Annotated in this window: 18 protein-coding genes; 3 read left to right on the top strand and 15 right to left on the bottom strand. The window is 38.6% G+C overall.

Annotated features, from left to right (window positions below):
- Window positions 1–585: 585 nt before the first annotated feature.
- On the top strand, window positions 586–879 hold the full coding sequence (locus tag PBT90_RS02495) for a DUF6520 family protein (protein WP_270131384.1): 294 nt from the start codon (window positions 586–588) through the stop codon (window positions 877–879).
- A 42-nt stretch (window positions 880–921) separates the two neighbouring features.
- On the opposite strand, the gene PBT90_RS02490 is transcribed toward PBT90_RS02495, so the two are convergent.
- The 3 genes from PBT90_RS02490 to PBT90_RS02480 all read right to left on the bottom strand — a co-directional run bounded on the left by PBT90_RS02490 (window position 922) and on the right by PBT90_RS02480 (window position 7021).
- A complete protein-coding gene (locus tag PBT90_RS02490; RefSeq protein WP_270131382.1) occupies window positions 922–2271 on the bottom strand; it encodes a RagB/SusD family nutrient uptake outer membrane protein in 1350 nt (449 codons plus the stop codon).
- Window positions 2272–2399: 128 nt separating this feature from the next.
- Complete coding sequence (locus PBT90_RS02485) at window positions 2400–5621, bottom strand: SusC/RagA family TonB-linked outer membrane protein (RefSeq protein ID WP_270131380.1); 3222 nt, start codon at window positions 5619–5621, stop codon at window positions 2400–2402.
- The gene (locus PBT90_RS02480) at window positions 5618–7021 is read right to left on the bottom strand and encodes a redoxin domain-containing protein (protein ID WP_270131378.1); all 1404 of its coding nucleotides are present in this window, start codon (window positions 7019–7021) and stop codon (window positions 5618–5620) included. Before PBT90_RS02480 ends, PBT90_RS02485 begins: the two co-directional genes overlap by 4 nt.
- Before the next feature lie 977 nt (window positions 7022–7998).
- Between PBT90_RS02480 and PBT90_RS02475 the strand changes: the two genes are divergently transcribed.
- Window positions 7999–8529 carry a helix-turn-helix domain-containing protein gene (locus PBT90_RS02475; protein WP_270131376.1) on the top strand — a complete coding sequence of 177 codons (531 nt, stop codon included), beginning with the start codon at window positions 7999–8001 and terminating at the stop codon, window positions 8527–8529.
- 47 nt (window positions 8530–8576) lie between these two features.
- Here the strand turns inward: PBT90_RS02475 and PBT90_RS02470 are convergent, their stop codons facing one another.
- The 8 genes from PBT90_RS02470 to PBT90_RS02435 form a co-directional block, all read right to left on the bottom strand.
- The gene (locus PBT90_RS02470; RefSeq protein ID WP_270131374.1) at window positions 8577–11717 is read right to left on the bottom strand and encodes a DEAD/DEAH box helicase; all 3141 of its coding nucleotides are present in this window, start codon (window positions 11715–11717) and stop codon (window positions 8577–8579) included.
- 1 nt (window position 11718) lies between these two features.
- Window positions 11719–12510 carry a hypothetical protein gene (locus tag PBT90_RS02465; protein ID WP_270131372.1) on the bottom strand — a complete coding sequence of 264 codons (792 nt, stop codon included), beginning with the start codon at window positions 12508–12510 and terminating at the stop codon, window positions 11719–11721.
- A gap of 76 nt (window positions 12511–12586) precedes the next feature.
- Window positions 12587–13507 (bottom strand): restriction endonuclease, encoded by a 921-nt coding sequence (locus PBT90_RS02460; RefSeq protein ID WP_270131370.1) that lies wholly within the window; start codon window positions 13505–13507, stop codon window positions 12587–12589.
- 23 nt (window positions 13508–13530) lie between these two features.
- Entirely contained in the window at window positions 13531–14172 is a 642-nt protein-coding gene (locus PBT90_RS02455) for an SLATT domain-containing protein (protein WP_270131368.1), read from the bottom strand.
- Between the two features lie 47 nt (window positions 14173–14219).
- Window positions 14220–15416: an adenylosuccinate synthetase gene (locus PBT90_RS02450; RefSeq protein ID WP_270131366.1), complete on the bottom strand. Its 1197-nt coding sequence runs from the start codon at window positions 15414–15416 to the stop codon at window positions 14220–14222.
- Window positions 15413–16576 carry a nucleoside 2-deoxyribosyltransferase gene (locus tag PBT90_RS02445; RefSeq protein ID WP_270131363.1) on the bottom strand — a complete coding sequence of 388 codons (1164 nt, stop codon included), beginning with the start codon at window positions 16574–16576 and terminating at the stop codon, window positions 15413–15415. Before PBT90_RS02445 ends, PBT90_RS02450 begins: the two co-directional genes overlap by 4 nt.
- Window position 16577: 1 nt before the next feature.
- A complete protein-coding gene (locus PBT90_RS02440; RefSeq protein WP_270131361.1) occupies window positions 16578–16940 on the bottom strand; it encodes a hypothetical protein in 363 nt (120 codons plus the stop codon).
- 53 nt (window positions 16941–16993) lie between these two features.
- Window positions 16994–17359: a hypothetical protein gene (locus PBT90_RS02435; RefSeq protein WP_270131359.1), complete on the bottom strand. Its 366-nt coding sequence runs from the start codon at window positions 17357–17359 to the stop codon at window positions 16994–16996.
- Window positions 17360–17602: 243 nt separating this feature from the next.
- Between PBT90_RS02435 and PBT90_RS02430 the strand changes: the two genes are divergently transcribed.
- Window positions 17603–17854 (top strand): hypothetical protein, encoded by a 252-nt coding sequence (locus tag PBT90_RS02430; protein WP_270131357.1) that lies wholly within the window; start codon window positions 17603–17605, stop codon window positions 17852–17854.
- Between the two features lie 14 nt (window positions 17855–17868).
- Here PBT90_RS02430 and PBT90_RS02425 read toward each other — a convergent pair whose 3' ends face one another.
- From PBT90_RS02425 to PBT90_RS02410, 4 genes are all read right to left on the bottom strand, one after another.
- Window positions 17869–19164, bottom strand: coding sequence for a hypothetical protein (locus PBT90_RS02425; protein ID WP_270131355.1), 1296 nt, complete (start codon window positions 19162–19164; stop codon window positions 17869–17871).
- A 97-nt stretch (window positions 19165–19261) separates the two neighbouring features.
- Entirely contained in the window at window positions 19262–20101 is an 840-nt protein-coding gene (locus PBT90_RS02420) for a DUF3883 domain-containing protein (RefSeq protein ID WP_270131353.1), read from the bottom strand.
- Between the two features lie 42 nt (window positions 20102–20143).
- Window positions 20144–21961 (bottom strand): NACHT domain-containing protein, encoded by a 1818-nt coding sequence (locus PBT90_RS02415; RefSeq protein WP_270131351.1) that lies wholly within the window; start codon window positions 21959–21961, stop codon window positions 20144–20146.
- 244 nt (window positions 21962–22205) lie between these two features.
- Window positions 22206–22634: a hypothetical protein gene (locus tag PBT90_RS02410; RefSeq protein ID WP_270131349.1), complete on the bottom strand. Its 429-nt coding sequence runs from the start codon at window positions 22632–22634 to the stop codon at window positions 22206–22208.
- Window positions 22635–23058 lie beyond the last annotated feature (424 nt).

Here is a 23058-nt window from a genome sequence, read left to right as displayed (position 1 = left end):
CAACGAAAACAATAGTGGTCTGTGGAGACACAGACCACGGTGCAGACCACGGACAAAAGAAACGGGAAGTTGGTTGATAATAGTCCGCTTGACCAATTATCAAGATTGGAGGTTTGGAAGCAGGGAAGTTGGAGGTTAGGTGTCCGATGTTGGATGTGAGGTTTTGGATGAAAGTGCTGCTTCTGGAGAAGCAGCACAACATAAGTCGGTAAGTTCGAATAATGAATACCAAATGTAGAATGATGAAGTTGGAGCAGACTGGAAAAGCATCACCACACAAAAAAAAGGAATAAGAAACCTTCGAGGAGATCCCTCACTCGCCTATGGAGTTTCGGGATGACACCTCAAAGGTTAATGATGGTAAATGGTCTGTGAAGACTTGCCATTTAATAAAACCTTCGAGGTCTTGAAGACCTCAAAGGTTAGCTAAAAAAGAGACTCATTTCTCTTGATAGCCTGGGGTAAGAGACTGGCTAGTACCCGATGAGTCTCTGAAAGGGAGATGCCGAAAACCCTTTTTTAGAGTAGGCAAACAACCTGAAACGGTTTTCCTGTTTTTGATCTGTTAAAAAACAGGACAATACCATGAATAAACTATCTAAAATGCTTCCAGCACTGGGATTAGTGCTCGGAGCAACCATGGCCATGGCCATGAATGTACCGACTATGATGGCGGAAAAAACTGCCACCAAAGTCTGGACCCCAGATTCTCATCCCGACTATGCGATGACCAACGGCTATCGTGAGATAACCAATGAGGAAATCCTTGTGGATTATGAATGCGATGAAAGTTCTCAGGAATGTGCAGTGGAATTTGTCAATGACAATCCATTTGGCACCATAGAGAATCTGGAAGAAGGCACATATGTAGCCTTATGATAAAAGGTTAATTCCCAGGGTAATTCTTCCCTGGGAATTTTTTCACCTTTCATTCTGCCGGATACCGGATAATACAATCTCGTCATCAGGTATAGGATAGGTGTACCTCACCGAATTAGGCTCCAACACATAGGACTCTCCATTCAAAGATTTTTCCAAGGTTATTTCATAATCCGCTTCCTGATTTATTCTCCTCAAATCAGTCCAACGGAGCCCCCTACCTATCAACTCCCTTCTCCTTTCATCCAGGATAAATTGAATCAATTCTTTTCCTTCGAAATCCACCGCTGGAATTTCATCACCAGCGATCCTTCTGGAAAAGAACTCCTCCAACACCGCCTTTGCCCCAGCCTCATCCCCAGTTCTGGCCAGTCCTTCTGCCAGGTTCAACTCCAATTCTCCCACACTGAGACCTCCAAACATGCCAGTGGTACCGGACAGCCTTCCTGTATAGGAGAGCCTATTTGGACCCACTGAGTCAAAATAAACCGGAAGACGAAGGTCATTCTCCCAATAGGAAGCAGCCAGCAAAGTATCTACATATACTTCGGAAGATCTATTGAATGAAACAGTCAACAAAGCGGAATAATACATGACCTCCTTTCCCATCCGCTCAAAGGGAAAGCGGGCATTCTCATCCGCTTCCCTAAAATCAAGCCGATCAGGATATAGCTCCAATGCTTCTCTTGCCGTAGCTGCAGCCGCCTGATAGTCAAATAGGGTCAAATGCAGACGGGACAGCATTCCTAGCGCAGAAACTTTACTTGGTCTGGTTTTAGGAAGCTGAAAATCCGGTAAAAGAGTCACCGCTTCATTCAGATCATCCAGAACTTTCCGGTAACATTCCTCTAGATTGGATCGAAATGCCTCTTCATTGACATCAGGGCTATCCTTCAGCACAATACCCAGCAACTGATCATTTCCACCAGCCATCTTGTAAGGAGGGGCAAAGTACTGAAGCAACTGATAATAGGCATAAGCACGGTGAAACAAGGCCTCTCCCCTGAGTTCAGCGGATCCTAAACCTTCATTATCATCCAATTTATCCAATGCATCCAGTGCCACATTGGCATAGAACACCTGCTCATAGGGAGAAATCCAATCGCCTACATAGTCTCCCTGAAAAGGATCGTCCATCCAGAAATAGGAACCTATCTGGTAAACAGATAAATCTGCCACCCCGGCATCAGCCAGGTAATAGTTATCTGCTGCCAACACCCCCAGCACGGGCTGCTCGTTAAAAACACTTGAATTATCAAGAAGACTCCGCACATCAGCCAGGGTATTCACCACCACCAGATTCTGATTGGGCTTCTCGTCCAGATATCCCTCACAGCCCCATAAAAGCAGGCTGAACCCGAGGATTGCAAATCTTATGTTTATTCTGTTCATAGTATTTTAGTTTAAGTTAAAAGGTGCTGTGGAGCCAGTTGGCTCCACAGCTAAGCCGGAATTTTAGATTTTGGAGGTAATCACCCCTCCCCTTTATGAAGAAAGTCTCCGGCTACCTTTAGTTGTTGTTAAAAATCAAGTTGGATACCTACGGCTATACTTTTTCTGGGTACCTGCCTTCCAAAATCCGGGTCCCAGTCTGTATCGGTAGCTTTCCAGATCATCCCCAGGTTATTGGCATAAAGAAAGAGTTCTGCCCGCTCCATTTTGGAGAAAAGCCCGGTTCCCTGTTTGGGAATGCTATAGCCTAAGCGGACATCCTGAAGCCGTATATGATCGCCTTTCTCAACTAGGACACTGCTGTTGCGGTAGAAGGTATCCCTCAGGTTATCTATGGAGGCAGGCTGGGAAGGGATCTGGGTTACCAGCTCGTCGCCCGGATTCTGCCATCTCAACTCATAATCCGAATGACCGCCCCTTCCCATCTGGATACTGCTGTATTGAACTGAAGTCCTTCTGAAATAATACCCAAATCGGTAACTGATATTGGCAGAAAAGCTAAACCCTTTATAGCTGAAGGTATTCCGCAAGGATCCAAACGTGGTGGGTCTGGCAGGACCGTGATAGACTATACTTTCCAGACTTGCTTCATTGACCAGGGTACGGTAATCCTCGGAAGGCTCTCCATCCAGCAGCCCACGAGGAGCTCCAGTATCCGGATTTAAACCTGCCCATGGCAGACTATAGAAAGAAAACAGCGGCCTTCCTTCCACCGGATAGTTCACTCCCCCACCCCCTCCACTTGCTCCTCTGTCGAGAATACTTGCTACCGGGGATTCTATCTCATAATCAGTCACTTTTTCCTTAAGGCCAGACAGCAGAAAGGCAGTATTCCATTTCAATCCTCCTTTCAGGTTTCTGGTATTCAGCTGCAGGTCATAGCCTGTTGTCCGCATGGAGGCATTATTACCGGTGAAGGTCAATATACCCGCACTCGGGGGATAGGGAGACTGTCCGATCAGATCCAGCCCGTCTTTCAGGTAAAATTCCAAGGTTCCGGAGATCCTGCCGTTTTTACTTTCCATATCCAGCCCTAGGTTGGTGATCTTGATCCGTTCCCATCGCAGGTTTCGGTTAGGGGGATTGACAATCTGCGCATAAGGCAAATTGGTCAATGTATTTCTGGTCGCTATTCTTGCAGTGGTAAAGGCAGAAAGGCTTCGGTCCACATTGCCGTTATAACCATAGGACAACCGGAGTTTTAGATAAGGCAGGCCCTCCCAGTGGTAAAAGTCTTCCTCACTGAGTGTCCAGCCCAGACCTGCTGACCAAAGCGGTACTGCCCGTTGGTTTGCCTCAACCCCAAATAGATTGGAAGCATCCTTCCTGGCGCTCAGGGTGAGTAGATAGCGGTTTGAATAGCTAAGCGAGGCATTCGCAAACAGGGAATAAAAGCGGTCTGCCCCAGCCCCTACACCATCCGCATTGGTAACCGGAGAAGTGATCAATGGAAAATTATACTGGGGAAAAACAGAAAGGTAATCCACTTTCTGGGTACTGCCCGTTTCAGCATTGTACCCGTACAGTCTTTGACTGGATGTTTCAAAATCCAGCATTTTCAATTCTGCCCCAGCCAGTGAGTTAAATTCCCATTTATTACCCCAATCACCTGCATATTCCAGCATTGCCCTTGCTGAATGGCTGTTGGAGAACCTGCTGGAGTGCTGTAAAATCCCGCCGTAGGGAATATTCCGGATCAGGTTTCCATTCTCATCGAATTCGCTGAATAGGTTGATCTCCTCTCTGGCGTAATAGCTGTTCTGGTCATACAGGGTTTCGCTACGAGAATTCATCTGCCAGTACTGATAGAGCATCTTGGCCTTCAGCCCTTTGAGCAAGGCATAATCCATTCCCAGATTCAATCTCCAGTCATCCAGGTAATCCTTGGTAGGACTGAGCCCTATTTCATCCAGGGGAACGTAATCCCAGTCCAGCAGGCCCGCTGCTTCTGCCTCCTGCTTAAAACTGTTGATGAATCTATTGGTTACGGCCAGCGGATTGCCATTTTCATCGGCCAGCCGGGCATAGGGATACATGGTCTGGGCCGAGGTAAAACTCAGGTCACCCGGACCTGCGTTCTGATCCACTTCCCTGCTTTTGGCCCCATAAAAACCTACCTGTATGCCCAGCTTATCGTTAACCAAGCGGAAATCATTTTTCACATTCAAGGTAAACCTGTTGTTGGAATTACCTACCTCAGAGAGTCGCTGGTCATCATAGCCCAAGGATATCAGGTAGCTGTTGGATGCAGATCCACCAGACAAGCCAATATTATATTGCTGGTTTAACTGGGGCCTATAGAGGTACTGCTGAATATCTTCCCGAAGGTCATAACTCCGATAGGCCGCTATTCGGCGGTCAGCTTCCTCAGCAGTGATCAGTCCTTCCCTCTCCTGGTAAAGTGTCTCCACCACCGGGGTGACCGCAGGACGTGTAGGATTGAAAAAGGTACTGTTGTAATACCCTGCCTCAAAAAGCTGTTCTTCTATCGTTATAAATTCATTGATGCCCATGACCGGGGAAAGGAAGGGATCGGGCTGCTGGATCCAGTTGGAATTGGCAGTCAGGCTCACCTTCATCCCCTGATTCCGCTTACCTGACTTGGTGGTGATCACAATCACCCCATTCCCTGCCCTGGCTCCCCAGATAGAGGCCGCAGCAGCATCCCGTAATACGGTGATGCTTTCCACGTCATTGGGGTTGATATCATCCAGGCTTCCATCATAGGGAAAATTATCAATGACAATTAAAGGCTGGGAGAACACCCCCAGTGTACTTCTTCCACGGATGGAGATGGGATCTCTGGTCTGGTCCCCTGCCCTGTTGAAGATCAGTCCGGAGGTCACATCTTCCAGCCTGTCCACCAGGTTTGTACTGACCCTTCGGTCGATCAGTTCCTCATCCAGCGTCACAAAGGATCCTGAAGCCCGGTCTTTTGGGATTTCCTGATACCCTGTGGATACCACCTCCACTTCATCCAGTCCCATTTCCATGGGCTCCATTTCCAGTAGAAGTTCTTTTCCCAAAGGCACCGTCACCTTTGTGTTCAGGGTTTTATATCCCATAAAACTTACCCTGAGCTCATAGTCCCCTGCCTCCAGCTCCATCCTGAATTCACCCTCTTCATTTGCGATGGCGGAGCCCCCGCCCGGGGTAAATAAAACCAATGCACCCGCCATGGGAATACCACTGTCCTTTTCCAATACCGTTCCCTGTAAGAACTCCTGCGCCTGCAAGGTCTGAAAAACAAAGACCATCAGACCACTCAATAGATATCGAAGCGTTCTCATAAGGCAAGTAGTTTAGGTTCTGCTACTTTTCTTATCACCAACACATTGATTTCTTCCTCCCGCTTGACCAGGTCAAGCCCTTTTTCCCTGAGTGCCTGGCCCAAACTTTCCACATCGGAAAAATTGGCCTGGAGATCCAGATCAATGGGATAGTCCAATCCCGTCTTGTTGATGACCGGATAGGGACTATTGCGAAGAAAGACCACATTCAGATGATGTACCAGCCCCTGTATGGAAAGGTTCCTCATCTGAAGACCGGCATCCATGGCATAGGAGCTTTTTTCCGTGGTAGAAGCGGGATAGACACTCCCTTCCTGCTGGATCAATGCATAGACCGTTTTCTTCTTTTTCTCCACCTTAGCCTCAATATGCGGGAAGAAGCGTCTTAAATCTTCCCTCATCAGCTCATAGGGGTCCGTATGGGCAGGGGCAATCAGCTCATACCCGAACACATGGTTCCCCTGTGCCATCCACTCCCTATAATCATTACCCGACTTGGAGGTGGTGAGCTCTTCTTCACCGAATCCTTCTGTCTCAAATCGGTTTCTACCAAAATAGTCCTCCATGCTTTTCCCGGAATAGGCCAAGCTATAATGGTCATAGAGCGGCCTATTGGTAATCCTGATATGGGACATTTCCTCAAAGTTCTGGTAAAGTCCCCCTCGTATTTCCGGGATATATCCTGTCATGGCAGACTGAAACCAAATGTTCTTATTGCCTACCTCGGGAGAACCGGAAACCAGCCGCTCCCCTTTGGGAAGTCTCACGCGCATATCTTCCTTAGTCCTAAAGGAGGATTCACCGGTACTTAGCAGTTCATCCAAATTGGCAGTGGTGATATCCTCTATCCCTGTAATGCCCACTACTTTTCCTTCAGGATCGAGCACCACCACATGGGGTATCACCGAATGGGGAAAGTAGGATCGCATCTTGCGGGCATCCACCACCAGCGGCAACGCTACAGCTTCCAGGCGTTTGTTTCCTGAAATTGTCTGGGTGATTTGATCCTCGGCAAAGACAGTGATCGGCAAAATGGCAATCCGGTCTCCATACTTCTTCTGGATGGCATCCAGCTGAGGCAGGGAAGCGATACTGGCTGTACAGGTAGGAGCCCAGAATTCCAGGATCACATACTTGCCCCGGTAATCATCCAGCCGAAGCTTATCCGAATCATAGTGTAATACCTCTGAGAACTCAATCCCAGCAGGAATCTGATCGCCAATGGATAAGGTATCGGAGCGGGAATCCCCGCCCCGATGGGTCTCCCCCATACCAGAGGAGAACTGGGGCGTGGACCTATGAGGTAAATCCGCCCCGGGTGAATCAGCAACTTGTGCTGTGGAAGTGCTTGTGGGAAGGCATAGCAATCCCAGTAAGCAAATGAGTATTAATTTTTTCATTGCTTTTGATGTTTGTTTGATGCTGGAAGACGGAAGTGGTCGATAGTCCATAGTCGATAGTCGACAGACCAAAGTCCACGGACCACAGTCCACGGCCGTGAGTGGAACAGGATTAGCAGTGGCAGTCGCAGGAGACAGTCATCAATGTTACCGTCATTGCGATCCCGAGAATCGGGAGAAGCAATCTCACTTAAAGTCCGAAAGCTCAAAGCTGAAAGCTGAAAGGAGCTCCGCAAACGCTTGGCTCTAGCTTCTTGACTCTTGGCTCTTGACTCTACCCTCTTGCTACTTATCAGAAGACATAGTTTTTCCACCTTAGCCTACATGGCCAACCAGCAATAAATGAATACTAAGAAATCTGTCAGCGCTACCGGCTACTGTGAGCTTGCTGACCTGAGTGTGTAGTAACCGATCTGCTCAGGGATGTGCACCTCCCCTTTCACGGTCTTAAAAGTGAACCCTCAGATGGGATTCTTGGGCTTCAGAGGATACAGGCGATCTACCGCGGTGATGCCTTGTTCCTCTGGTAATAGGTTACAATCAATAGGTAAAGAGCAATGTGTCCCAAGATTGTAAGCAGTCCTCTCCCCTTTCCAGAAATTCCTTCCCGAGAAGCTTGGTAATCCAGAAAAAATCAAGGTCTGTTCCATGATACTTGGGTTATAACAATGTCCAAGTTGAAAACAGACCAAATGAATAGAGGCAGGCTCTCAACTTGCAAGTTGTAAGGTACGTAGGAGAACCTTGGTGAAACCACCATGAAACGCATGCAGAGAGAACCCACCTCTATACCGTAAATATAGAAAGTGGGCTTCTACTCTTTGCCCTGCGTTCTTGAAATTTCCTACGTTTCTACAACTGGACTCAGACTAGACGCCATTAATTGACTTATAGCTGGTACTAATATCTCATATTTGTTTTCAAAAAACAAATTAAAACCCAAAATATGAGGACAAAATTTTACTGGTCTTTGCTTTATGGCAAAGAAGGAAAAACTAAAAATTGATCATCGGATTTTGGCAGATAATTTAAGATCGCTTAGAAAACAAGCTCTGTTAACTATTAATGGCATTGACGCATACACTAATCAATCCAGCGATCACATCCGTCAATTGGAAAATAAAGGGAATAAAGTCACTCCCAACGTAAATACCTTACTACCATATAGCACGCTCTATGATGTTACAGTCAATGACCTTTTGAAGAAACCAGATCTAAAACTAGGTTCAAACTTAAAAGTACTAGAAACCTTCAGAAGGAATTACAAAGACTTCAAAGACTATTTTATTGATGCATTATCTACACCTGATTTTATCCGGTTAAAAGTTCTCCCTTTACCTCAAATGAAAGCTGGTATGAAAGTTTCAGAAATTATTGATCTATTCCCAGATGATAACATTGAGAGCAAGCCACTTTCTAGAGAATTAGGGCGAATGGTTGAAAAAGGTATATTGGTTAAGGAAGATTCAAGTGGAAATGGAGCCGTTTACTTGTATAGGCTTAAATAGTTTTGAGCTAATGTGTTGATCAATTATTACAGATACCTTTTTACGATCTACAATAGAAACGAGTCATGAATTTGAACTCTCAGTAGTCCTCTGTTTTCTATTTTATATAATAACTTTTCTTTAGTATCCATTCCTTCTTTAACCATTGTTGCAAGATTTCTTATAACAAATGGAATATCATCAATATCATAATCCAATAACTGAAGTTTTTCTTTCAGAGTTAGAGAAACTGCCCCTATAGCATAACTAAATTGGGGCACTAATCTCAATACAAAGTGGCGAGCCTTTGTCAAATAATCATCTGATTTACCTGGGATCATTTCATTAATTGTATTATAATTTTCACCACGTATAAAGGCAGTTAAAATTGGTTCAATATCCATAATTTTTTCAGAAACCTCGCTTATTTCATATTTTGAGACTTTTAATCCCAAAACACGTGCTAGCTGAGCCTGTGCTGCCGAATTGGGAAACATTTCGGTAGTACGAATTTCACTACCTTTCAACCATTTTAAAAACCAATTAATCCATTGGCTTACAGAATACTCTAGAAGCTCATTCAAGTCGATTTCATCAAGGCTATTTCCTAATTGTTCAATAATATTTGGCTGTATACCTGTTTTTAAACTCACATTTTCAACCAATTCTGAATAAAGCAACTCTAGAGCCAGACCATCTCTTACCCTAGTCAATCTATTTAATTGTTCATAGAAAGTATTATTTCCATTCTTCTCAGCCTTAAATGCAGCAAATGATTTATTGAAAATGGTTTTGATTGAGGTATTTTCAGTGTCCTCGCTATTTAGTCGTAAAAGTAAACTGTTAACGTCTTGAGAAAAAAAGTCATCTTGATCACTTTTGGTTACTTCATCCAGGAACCTAGTTAAGGGATCATTTATGGTTAAACACTGATCATTTTTTGAAAAAACTTGTTTCTGCAAATCTTTCCATGCTTCTGGTGCTTCGCTTCTATTATCAAACTCAATATTCGATCCTGGCACAATTATAACGACTCCGTGTGCGGCTGTCCCTGCTCTACCTGCCCTTCCTGATGCATTTAAAATTTCATGAGCCAAAAGCTTTTCACGCAAATCTGTATCTTCATCAAAACGATCATCTCCTGCAATGATGACAACCTCTGCAGGTAAATTAATTCCTTGTGCTAAAGTAGCAGTAGCAACAATTGCATGTATTCCATCTTTAGATTTAAAGAGTAATTCATTTAATTGCCTTTCAACTGGAAGCAATAAACCATGGTGTGCCGCAACATTATTTTCCATATTAAAAAATGAAAATTTGAGGTCACCGAGTTCTAAACTTAGACTGAAAATTTGTTTAGAGTTCTGGATGGAAAAAGCGGAAAAGTCAAATTCTCTTTTATCTAAAAGGGCATTTAAAGTTTTTGAGGTGCTTTTTGCAACAACTGGATTGTCTACAAATACTAAGGTTTTGATTCCGGAATTAACGAAAAATGAGGCTAGTTCTGCAGCAACTTGATTCCTATTACTTGTAATTTTCCAATTTTTATTTAAACCAAGTTTAATTTTTTTATCTAGAATTTTCCCCATAAAAAAGTTATTAGGTCTGCTAGAATCCCAGATATTTCGTAAACTAAATATCTGATAAGGTGTTGCGACAATCTGTTCAGCTATTGCCTGAGGTGGACCACCCTTAAGTTTCTTTAAATGGGCTTCCCTAATTATCTTTTTTAGATCATCTAATTCATTAGTAGGGTACAATACACAACCTTGAAGTTGTCTTGTGGGTTTCCAAGTAGAATTAAAAGCTTCACAATTTCGACCAGTAATTTTACTTACCCATTCAGCTATTTCCTCTCCATTTTCAACCATCGCGGACATCAATAAGTAATCAGAGTCAGGGATTTCAGCAAACAAACGCAGTAGGCAATACATTGCATCTAGACTTCTTCTATCAATTCTATCCTCCCTTCCATTTACTAGGTGAAATTCATCGAATACGACCAAACCAACTTTATGAAAGTTCTCAGGGTTCATTGCAAGTAAAGTCAGACAACGTTCGGGAGTCATTACATTAATGGTTAAAAGTTTCTGATTTTCAATATCAGTAAATTCGCCCCCAAGTTCCAGCATATCAAGGTGTAGGTTATCAAACAATTTTCTTAAATCTCGATTAATTTGGTCTTCCAAAGCATGTGTTGGCACCAAATACAAAACCGAGCGTTCTGATATAATTGTGGAGGCTATCTTTAACTCAGCTATTGTAGTCTTTCCTGCGCCTGTGGGAAAAGTTAAAACAGCAGAGTTTCCAGAATCTAAAAAGCCGGTTTGAATAGCTTCAAAATGATTTTCCCACAAATATGGTCTGGATGCGGCCATTTTTTGTAAAAAAGAATACCATTTTTCATGATCTGTTCCTTTTGGCGGAACTACATTTATAATACCTCTTCTGAGTAGACTTTCCTGTAAAGTATTTAGGAGTAATGCCAAATGATATGGCCCAGAATAGCAACTTGTAACAATATCATCCCCATATGAAATGTTACTAGCAGATAATTCAATAACTTCTTTAAAAAAGTTGTATTTCGAAGAAGTTCTTCCTAGTAAAACCTTTGACATATGCTGAAGACCCAATAGCAATTGAAGCCACAAATAATCTTCGGCTTCAATATTATTATCAATTTCAGAATAGGTTTTAGTTATTGGTTGAACGGCTTTTAATAAGTCTAATTGTCCTCTTGCTAAATACCGAATTGAAATTGACAACTGATCTTTAATATTTTCAATCTTAAATAGAGAAACTTTTTCTGCCACTTCCGCAGCGTCAGTAGGACTTTCTCCAATCAAAAACAACAAAATTGAAGACATCCAGCTCGGCACGTTTTGAGAAGTGAGCTCGTGAACTAGGTTATCTTGATTTCTAATTAACTGTAGTAAATGATGAGCAGTTCCAGAAACAAATGCAGCAGATACTTGATTTGTATTTTTCAAATTAAGAACAGTCATCGACTCTAAATTATTTGCCAACTTTCTCAATTCCGCGATATCACTTATTAACTTTTGGTCTACCCTTTTGGAATCGTCCAACCTTCGTCTAACAGAAACTATGCGAGCATAAACTTCTGTTAAATATTGAGGAAGATTGTCAGTTTCAGATCCATCAATTTGAGGCGCATTACGTATAACTTCCTCTGTAATTGAATTGTACATGTTAAGGTCTTTGTTTTTCTAAAAAATCATAAATCTCAAGAGAAAAGTCATCCATCCATTTTCTAATGTCAGTTTGGCTAAAAGTCAATGCTTGACGTCTTCCGTGATCAATTCCAGATACACAACCATCGTAACCTTTGAAAAGCTTTTTTCTCTTTTTTGGAGTCTTAGCTGTATCTAAAGGTGTTATACCTGCCCTGTATATTCTTTTTGTAGATTTATAGATATCATTTTCAATTATTTCATTAATCTCATCGTCGCTAAGATGTGCTAGTAATATGGAAGTCCTAGAAACTAATTGACTATCAAATTCTCCTTTTTCAAATAGTTTAAATTCTGGCCAAACTTGATTTTTTATAGTAGGGCGTGGATTTTCCGTGTATTTGTCTTCCTCAATAATAATTGACTTAATTTTATTGTTGGATGTTAAAATTATTGATAGACCATCAATCCCATGTTGTGCGGGGTTATCATGGGGGGCCTGGGAATAAACTTTGACACCATTGTATTCTATTCGTATAGATATCCATGTCATCATTTGGAAAAGCCACCCATCACGCTTATACCTTTCCTCAGTGGACTTAATTTGTAGCTGTCTTTGAGCCCTATTAATTATCTTATCAGTGGAACTACTAGAATTCCCATTTTTAGCTGCAAGAATAGATGCCACATGTCTATGTTTACCTAGCATCAAATATCCAACTTGTTCGACAAGCATTTGATAGTTAGCAACAATCATCTCTGATTCGTAACAAAGTGGACTATGGTCTGTACTTGTATGTGCAAATGACATTAAACTATAGATTAAAACAAATTAATTTATGAATGTTCGAGTAAGAATTGAAACTTATAGCCATTCCTGTATTCATTTATTTCCCCTTCATTATTTCGTGGATTCCCAAATAAATATTTCCTGTCTGAGAAGCGTACCTTCGTTTTCTAATCAATAATTGAATTAAATCAATTCTTCCTTCCAACACTGCCATCAAATCACTTCCATCCATTAATATCATTAGACGTCTACCTGTTGAATGAGCTTGAATTGCATCAGGTGAAAAACCATTTATAGAAATAAATAACCCAAGTGTGTTCTCTAAACGCCTACTTAGCTTACCACTAAAGGAATCAAGAGAACTTATATCTATTGGGTCTTTGTGCCATTTTGCTTCAAGAAGAAAATCATTATTTTCAAAGGTAAACATACCATCAATTTGTTCTCCCACGATTTTAAAAGAGGCTTTAGAGTCTAAATCAAATAAATTAAAAAGGTCTTTCAATAATTTCTCTAGCTGATAACCTCGCTTTTGTGCATCATTTGAGCTAACCAATGAATAAAAATCATTTTTAAATTCTTCAAGCTTTTCACGAACCGCGGTTTTCCCTAATTGCTCTTCAAGAACTTTCTTTCTCCTATTTTCAATTTCCTCTTGTTCCTTTAATTGCTCTAAATGACCTTTTGAAACTTTTCTTAATGCAGCGACTGCCTCCTTAGCACTTTTAACTTTATCCTCACCATCTTCAAGCTGCTTAAGGTGTGAAAAATCATTCATGTTACTAATTTCATAAACCAGCCTCAGTATGTCGTTCTGTGTTTTTTCCTCATTTTTCACAAGCAAGTCTACAAGGCGGGAGCAGATGTTTCTTTTATAGTCATTCCAGTCCAAATATGATAATATTTGTTTGTTAGATATAGTATGATCTAGGAAACTTCTTAAGTCAGACTTATACCAATAGATTGTAGAAAGAGCATTCTTAAGTGCATTTATCGCTGTTGCAGATACTTTTTTCATACTTATATATGTAAATTAAACATTTACTTTATTATTAAAATTAATATTATAAAAGGAGGAATAATTATCATTAGATGATATATAAATGAGGTTTTAAAATAGTACGAAATATTAATAAAAAAAACATCAAACCAATTTAACTCATGATATTTAGGTTTAGCTGCAATAAACCTTTGATGATCAATAGAATCATGATTTTCATACCTTTCTAAAATCTTTTGATATTCATCAGAAATTTTCCTAGAAAAATCCCCCTTATCTTTTAAATTCGGTTCCAAAGTCAATGTTTTAAAAATTCTTAACTCATTATATATGTGAGATAACTCAAGTCCACAATTATGGAATTGATTGGCTTTCAGCTTAAAATCTTTTGCATTTTCTATTTGACCAAATACAAGTACTAATATTGAAAGACAGGTACTTGAATATGCCAGTAAATTATAATCATATTCAAGGGCAGAATTTAAATTATAAACAGACAATAGTCCAACTGCGATTAAATAAATAGAAAGCATGCTTGTACAAATATTTGACAATTGCGCAATATGGATTAATCTTTCATTTGCTTTAAACCTTGCTCCTTTTGTTGACCATATTTTATAATTCAACTCTTCCAAAAAGGTCTTATCCAAATAATCCTTATATGATTTTTGATTTTCTTTCATAGACTTGAATAAATTATAATTTTAATTCATTTAGAATCCTCAGTGGCTTAAATACTCCCATAGTCGCAAATATCAGTACCACATGGTCCATTCCCTATTAGTATTTTATTAAACAAAAAATTAATCCCTTGTAATATATCTTGAATATCACCTTCCTTTTTTTTCCCCTCTTCAACATAGGGTATATTCTCTGTTTTCAATTGATCAAAGCAATTAAATACTATAGAATGTTTCGACTCCCTAGAAAATTTCATATCAAAGTCTATAGCCTCTTTTAGCTTATCTAGATCTAAGAAAGACACTTTAAAATTACCCTGGTAGTGATTATTCACATTTAGTTCAAATGGATTTTCATTCAAAAAACAAAAAGGGTCTATTGCATCAAATGATCCATTTCCATGCCTCGTCGAATATGTTCTCGACGTATACAAAACTTCACTCTCATAGTTGAAGTCAAAAGAGTTTAAAAACTCAAAGGCATTTCGACTTGAGGTATTACTTTTTGTAATGAAAGGGAAATCTCCAAAATGTTGGTCTAGTAGAATTCCTTGAGCACCTTCAAAAATCAAAGTATCAATTTTGGACTCAACTACGAGTTTCATCTGATTTACGACTTGAATATTTCCATCATCGACTAGCTTATAAAACCGTTCTATTTCACAGAAAAAATCTTCCACCAGAATTTTACTAGTTGAATCATCCAAAAGAAATTTAGTTTCCAACCTGAATTTGGCTTTATAGTATTCAATTATTTCCCCCAATCTCATTGAAATAAAATCACTAGAAATTATATCGCCAACTGTAAGCCTTAAATTTGGATCATTATTTCTATCCATCGTGGCACCAAAACCCAATCCGCAACTTCCTAATCTGGATTCTCCCCTAGTATCCTCTAGAGCTCTATTAAATAATACATCAAAGGGAGTAGTCAATGGACAATTGGAATCTAAATATATGATTGGCTTTACTTCTAAGTTCCCAAACTCCTCCAATAGTGATGTTAGGTATACTGTACAGAAACTCAGCCATAAAGTTGGATTTCCCCTGTAAGTTCCTGATCCAAAATTAGAGAACATGTGTGGCTTCAAACCCTTTTCTGAATATACAGAATGCCCTGCTTGATGCCCACCATTGAATCTGATCACAAGTGCATTCTCATTCTCCTTACATAAATAATCCACAACTTTCCCCTTCCCCTCATCACCATAACCCGTACCAATTACAACAAATACTCTTTTCATCATGTAGCAGCTATATAAATTGCCGTTGCAAAATCATCAATCAGCTTACACTCCGAACCAACAAGCATAAATAAATCTCTTTCAGAAATGGTTTCTGAAAAAATAACTACTTCTTTATTTTGAGCTCTTGCATACCCTATTTCAAATAAGGTGCCTGAATCCAAAACATTAAGAATAGCCAATACGACATCGCATGAGCTGATTTCCTGAAGATCCTTTTTGGCAATTTCAAAGTCATTACTAACTCCAAGTGAATGAAAAGGAGAAAAAACATCTTGTCTAAAATCCTGAAGTGCCTGTAAAGCTTCATTGATAACCCAACGGTCTGAAATTGAAAAAAAAGGCCCGGCTAAATAGATTCGCTTTTTTCCGGGAATTGAAATGGGGAATTTTTCAAGATTCTCAACCAAAGGTAAAAGTTTGGAATTGCAATAATTTGAAGTTTGAAGAGAAGCATTTATAGCAGCTTCTTTTGGCATTAATCTTTTGATCAACCAATTGTATGCAAATACAGAAGCGAATACATCTCCCGAACCAATCGGCCAGATTCTGTCAGATCTATAAAAATTTATGGGAGTGATCTCTTTGCCATCCCAAACGTAAGCACCGAAAACACTATCCTTAACTATTACAATATTAGCTCCTTCAATTCGAACAAGCTCTTCTATTATCTTATCAATAGTGCTGTCATCGGGAAGTTTAGAAATTTTGACAGCTTCATTTCTATTTAAAACGTAAGCCAGTTTATCAGCAACAGCTCCTGTTGATGAAAAAGATCTTCCGTTCTGCGGATCATAGACAACTGATTTAGCTTTAAATTCAAAATCTCCTTCTAACAATCCATACATCAAGACATTTTCTAGACTACCAAGAGCTATCTTCTTTAAAGCTATAGTTTCAGGAAAATAGTAAGATCTTGATAATGGATGGTAATAATAAAAAGTAAAAGTCTCCTGACTTAAATATCTCCTCAAATTAATTTTATAAGCCAAACAAGCTTCTTCTAATAATTTTTCTGCATCCTGACCAACTAAAGTATAAAAATTAATAGCCACATTGAATCCAGAAAGAGCTATTGCTCCTCTAAGTCCAGATCCAAACAATTCATTATAACTAGGATCTATGCAACTTTCAAAATAAGTACCACCAATAATATTTAGCATATTATTTCATTCTTGATATCGTGACATCATAGGTGTTACCAAATATATCTGAAACCACTCCTTTATACATATTCCCTAGTTTGATACAGTTTATCAATCTAGTTACCTTTGTGCCAGGTGACAAAAAACCACAAAGCTCCCCCTGATTATTATATATCTCAATTCGATTATTTTGACCTAGCTCAACTTTGACCATGTCTTTTACCTTTAAAGCTTTAACACCTGGTTCACGAGGATGTATGCTTGTTGTAAACGAAATGTTGTCACATGAATCCTCGGACGATGAGAATTCAGGATTTTCTTTAAGAATTGATACAGAAGGTGCTCTTCTTACATTATTCCCTCCTTTTGATAAAATTTCCATATTACGTTAAATTAAAAGTACTCTCAATTTTTCATGATTTAATATTTAAAGAATCACACCTCATGCTGCCAACAATAGCTACTACCTTTAGCTGATTTTCTAGAGCATCTGGACCCTGCTTTGGTGATGGCTAAGCATTGAGAAGAAGTGGCGGAGTTGGTAGATTTGAGGGAGTTGGAAGAGGTTGTACTTGATACGGAACCAGCTCCTCCCGGCTTGCATACCTTACAGGGGATGAGTCCTTTTTTCTTGGCTGCTGCCAAAGTGCTTTGCCATCCTGTTTTGGCATAGCTACAGGAAGATTTGTGATATCTCTCTCCTGTTTTGGTGATATAGACCTTGGATTCAGACTGTGCCGCCACTGTGGTCATGGCAAAAAACAGCAAAAGAACCAAAGTGGATCTGAAAAATGCAGTCATAAGGCAATAGGCTATTATTAATCAGGTTTACTTGATATCTGCAAGAAAAGGAATTTTGGATACAAAAAAATACCCTGTACAGGGTATTTTTCAGGTAAAAGACAGAAAAAAGTAGAGGATTTACGGTTTTTAGTACTGGAAGGAAAATAAAAATCTGACACAGCATATCGGACATCCTACTTGATCAGGTTCTTTTAGGCTAGAAACAGCGGATCTTTGATGCCTATATAATCCCATCACGACATGTATAACTGGGCAGAAATCTGCAGTGAACTGAAGCTGCTAGAAAAACGGGTAAATACCAAGCTAGACCATCTCTACACAGACAAAGAATTCCGCTATCCTACCCCGATTGATAGAATACAAAAAGGGAAGGAACTCCTTGCTATCTCCCGCGCCATCCGCATGTTTATCGAAAAGGACGAGGAGAAGGATGCCACTGTACTGCTGTATTTGCTGCAGGAACGAAAGGTAAAGCTAAAGTCAGTGAGGTGACACCTATTAATTACTCAAACCAGTAAGGGTAATAGCCTTTGTTTCCAGTACTGAAAAGCTTCTTTTTCTGAAGTATTTATTTTTAGATGATCAATAGCATGGAATTCAAAAGATTGATTGTCTGAACTTTCCCTGACCGTTTTTTTGTACTTCTCCCTTCCAATAATCTTGATTTGACTGATTATTTTTTGAAGCACTTCAAGTTGTTGGTTTTTCTCATTTTCCAATTTCTCAAAAGACCAAAGATAAGTAGCATGAGTCTCCAACAACTCCCAGCAAAAATGTTTTTTTGATCGACCCTCAACAAAGAATACAAAACCGAAGTAGGGTTTTAATGTGAAATGAATTTTCAGTTTAGGAGAGTGCTTATGTCCTGATAAAAACTGAAGGTGTTTTGCATTTCTAATTTTCTTTTTGTTGATAAGAGTTGAAATTATCTCTTCCTCAGTCTGGTTAAAAACGTTTCCTTCTTCGGAGGCTTCATTAAATCTACCAAAAATATCTTCTGCATTAAAAAGAGTTTTTTCATCTGAATAAGGAACTGGGGTTGAAATAAGATTTTCAATTCTTGCATCCTTAATTTGACCAATTACTTTATCATCGATACTTTGGATTTCTTCAGAAGAAACCTTCTTATCAATCACATCCTCTCCTCTGAGCGTGAAAACCACCTTTATGGTAAAATATTTTCTTCCTCCTAAAACTTTAGGAAAGTAGGATTTAATGGTATTAAATTCTTTTCTGAGAATTGGGTTTTCTAATTCTAAGTTAAAAGTTTGCCCTAAGACTTTGGATTTGAATGAGAATGAAACTTTGCCCAAATCAAAATCTATGTCATTATAATAGATTTTACCTATTTCTTCAATTTTTTCAACAACAGGCTCTTTTACGATAGGGGCTTCAAAACTCATTATTGATCCGATTGATTTTCTCCCTAATTCTTCTTGGTTCCGATAGGTGATCTGCATTTTCTCATCTATGTAAACAATATTCTCCTCAATCAATTTCTTTTTAGAATAAGATGAAAGTTGACCTTCTATTTGAGACCATTTAAAAGGCATAAACCAGATAAATTTCACATCAGGCTCTATTGTTTGTCCTTCAAATTTATTTGGCGACTGAGAATAATAATTTATCGTTTTTAAACAAATTTCTCCTTCTACAGCATAATTCTCTTCAACCAGAACTTCCCAAAATATTTCTAAATTATCTTTGAAGTTAATTCCTACATCAGCCAAGCTGGTTTCCGAAAGACCAAAGCTTTTCTCATCTGAAAAATAAAATCTGTTTTGAAAAATTCTTATTAGCATTTTTTTTCCATCAAGGATTTAATCCATTAGTTCTGAAAGAACTGTAAATAAATATTAACTGAGAATGAAAACATTTTTATTTAGCAGGCAGCAAATATCAAAACCAACCTTTAAACTGCACAGGCTCTTTTCTGCAAAAAGAGTCAAAATCTCCTTTTACAGTAAAAAACTTAGGCGATTTAGAAAAGTCAAAAACCCGGTAGAGGTGGTATTTATTTTGATTTTCCTTCGAAAACTGATATTCATTTGAAGAGAAAAAGATCGGTGTTTCCTTAGCCAGTTTTGTTGTTTTAACTTCTATGTACTTGTCTGTGCCATTTGGATTACGGGAAAGAATATCAAAGCCAGCACCATCATCATAGACAGATACCAATTCTACTTTTTCAGACAAACTATACAGTCCAAGTTCATTCAGCTTCCATTTCTCATACTGAATCACCAGCGACTCTCCCCTATTGCCTAGCTCCTGGTTCTGCTGTTCCCGCTGCAGGTAATTGATTTTGACTGGCCGTCTAGTATAGGTGGCTCTTGGATCTGAAACCTCCTCGAACTTCGGAGGAGTCACCAGCATTATATCAAAGCTGATTTTGGATTTGACCATTTCCGGAACAGACTCAGCGAATAGCTCGAAACTATGCTCAAACTCTTTGAAATTACTTTGAAGGAATTCGGAAATCTTTTTATCCAACATTGCTTTTTGATAATTCCACCTTGGTTTATAGCCTCTGATAAATGGAAGACCAAAGCTTGCCAATGCCGCACTTATATTTTGGTGTTTAAATTCGATTGAGCTTTCTGTTCTGTTATTGAGTAGTTTAATCAAAGCCTTTCGATGGAAAGACTTATTGTAAGGTTTGCCGTTGAGCTCCTCTTTGAGCATATGGAAGTAATCAGCAATAGCTAATTCGACTTCTTGTTCTGACCAGTCTTTGGGCATATTTACAGTTAAATAACAGGAGTAGTAATGTATTTATCAAGTCTAAAATTCAAGAAATGTTTTCCTGCACCTTAAAACAAATGGTAGCTGAATATTACCGATAGAAACCCCAATATTCATCAAATTATAGGTGAAAATTATATTCCCATCAGAAGATGGAAGGCTAGATATTTCTTCATAATTTTCTAAAATCAATTCAAATGTGTTTCTTTTTATAATAGACTTAATAAAAATCTCAAATTCATTAGCTAAATTATCCATTATAAATAAACTTAGTTGTTCGCTATCTTTAATATAAACCTCTAAATAAGTTGAATACAACATCAATGAAACTAGACTAACAGAATTATTCTTATTAAAATCAGGTTTCTCCAGTATCAATCTATTTATAAAAATTTGAATAAATCTAATAATATCTTTAACCTCATTTAAATTGTTTAGTACAAAAGATATAAAATAGTCGCTTGGCATAGAAGAAATTGCAATTGCTATAGCAAATTCATTTGGCAACCTCTCAGTTAAGTTCCTTCTATTGGGAATAAATGGCATTTTAACTATATACTCAGCAGTCAAATATTCTTGAAGAGATTTATGGGCAAATTCGTAACTCTCATATCCTGATTGAATAAACAACCCTGAATGTGACTCAATCTCATTAATAACTGACTTCATGTCTTTAGAGGACATATCGAAATCTCCGAAAATATTGCCGTAGGCATTTCCTAAATCAGAAACAGAAAAGTAAGATTTATTAGTTGAAACGGTTAAGTGAAATGCAAGAGCGGATAAAAACTCAAATTTTCTATCAACTTCAAAATTACCATATTTTGAAAGTCTCTGTAAATTTCTTTGTTCATCCCATTCTTCCAACAATAAATAAATTATCTTCTTGTAGACAGTTTTAGGCTTATCAGGTATTTTATTGTTTTTCTCGTAAATTGCACATAAGTGAGCAATGGTTAAAGGTCGAATAGTAGTATCATTGAACGGAGATCTCTCTACAGCATTTACAAATTCATTTCCTTTTTGGCTATCTCCTAACCATTTAGTACTAAAATCTAGAATTTGCTCTTTATTTAATGAGCAAATTTCAAAAGTTGATAAATTTTCGGAAGTATAATTAAAATCGGCAGTTCTTGATGTTATTACAATTTTTGAAGACTCTACATAATTAGCTAAAGAGCTTAATTCACCTAATACAATTCCTCTGTTCTTTTTTGTTGAAAGCTCATCAAATCCATCAATAATAATTATGAAGTTATTATTATTCAAAATCTCAATAACAATTTTCTCTTTAATCCTATTTATATCTTTCAAATTATCTTCTTGATCTATCTTTGATATTTTAACACCAAATAGATTAAATAAGTACTCATAAACTATCCCTGCTGAATAATTTTCATTAATGGAAATATTAAATTCTCTAAGTCTAATTAAAATTGGAAGTGAAAACTGATCTGCATAAAAATCAGAATCAAAAAATACTGACTGGCAAATAAATTTCATTGAAGTCGTCTTACCTGCTCCTGGCTGTCCTAAAATAGCAACATGATTTTCAGTTACTTTAAAGACATCTAAAATAGGAGCCTGAGTTAACTTATCTCCTTCCTCAAGCCTCAGTTTAACTGGGCTTATATAGAGATTTAATGGTATATAAACTGAATACGTTTTCTTTGACTTTTGCAGATCCTTAAAATTTATCTCTGAAGACCAGTTTTTAACATATGTGATATGTTGAGATAAGGCTTCTACGATATCAGTTTCGCTTGATTCAGTCTTAAAATCAAGTTTCTTGAGTTGGTTGGCAATTAATTTGAAAACAAGACTACCTGTCTCCTTTAAAACAATTTCTTTGAGCATTTTTCAAACTTAAAATTAGTAATCTTGTTTAATTGAACCTTTTTAAAACCGCCTACTAAAGTAGTATTAACAGGAAACTACTCGATTACGATTTCGAATATTGAATGATCTCATCCCTGTGCCACTTTGGGTTTCGCTGTGCCGGGCTTTTTCTTCCATTTGATTTAGCCAAACTAATGAATTATTGTTTTTTTTCAAGTAGAAAACACCCAGAAATCAGCATATCCAGCTACTAATTTTGTTTTTAGTGAAATATTATCTCAAAATCAAAAATTTTCTTGGAGATGCTAAAAACAAAGAAAGAGATCCAAAACAGGAACAAAACCAAATACAAGAATTTAATTATTAAAGTAGCATTGATTCTGGGGCTTTTAAATGGGCTGGTATATTGCCTCATCCCCAATTTCTTTTCCAAAACCTTAGCTCTTGCCTGAAAATGCAAGTAATAGGCCGTGACCCTATTTTCAAACACATAGAAAACCAAGGTAGATATGATCCCCAAGGTTCCGATTCCAAACCTGACCCAAAGTTCCTCCTGATTTCCAATTGCCTGAAAAGCTGCTCCGTTTGCTGCTAGAAGAATAGTTAGCACTGCAACTCTCATATTTGAAAAGTGCCTCATGTTTAGGTTTACTTCCCTATATTCTTCAATATCATAATCCTTTTTTGCCATACTAGATCCTGTTAATCAAATCTATACAAAAAATATCGATTCAGATTTGGCATGAGGTGATTTTATAGAACGTATTACCTCAAGTGAAATAAAACCCTCTTTAAAACAGAATCTAACCCCGTCTGGGCGTAGTCAAATCGCTATTCGGGATTGTGTGGGATTTGCCTGCCCTACTAGCTGGGCCAAGGCTTAAATGATTTGTGAATCATTTTTTAACGCCTTGTCCTCCCCTGATATTCTTACCAAATTGCAATTGGTCTACCTCCTCCCGCCCTTCCCGATATTGCTTTGCTCATCGGGACAGGCTCTACTTTGGGAGAAGGCACTAATCTTGGCCCATATGGGGTAAAGGGTAAGAAGTTGGTTGGTTGTTCCCGAATTGCTTCGCTTCCCGAATCGCTTTCCTCTCAGGATTGAAATCTCG

It is taken from the genome of Algoriphagus sp. TR-M9, from assembly GCF_027594545.1.
Lineage (GTDB): Bacteria > Bacteroidota > Bacteroidia > Cytophagales > Cyclobacteriaceae > Algoriphagus > Algoriphagus halophytocola.
The sequence above is the reverse complement of the archived record's forward strand: the minus strand, read 5'-3'. Positions and strand labels throughout refer to the sequence as shown.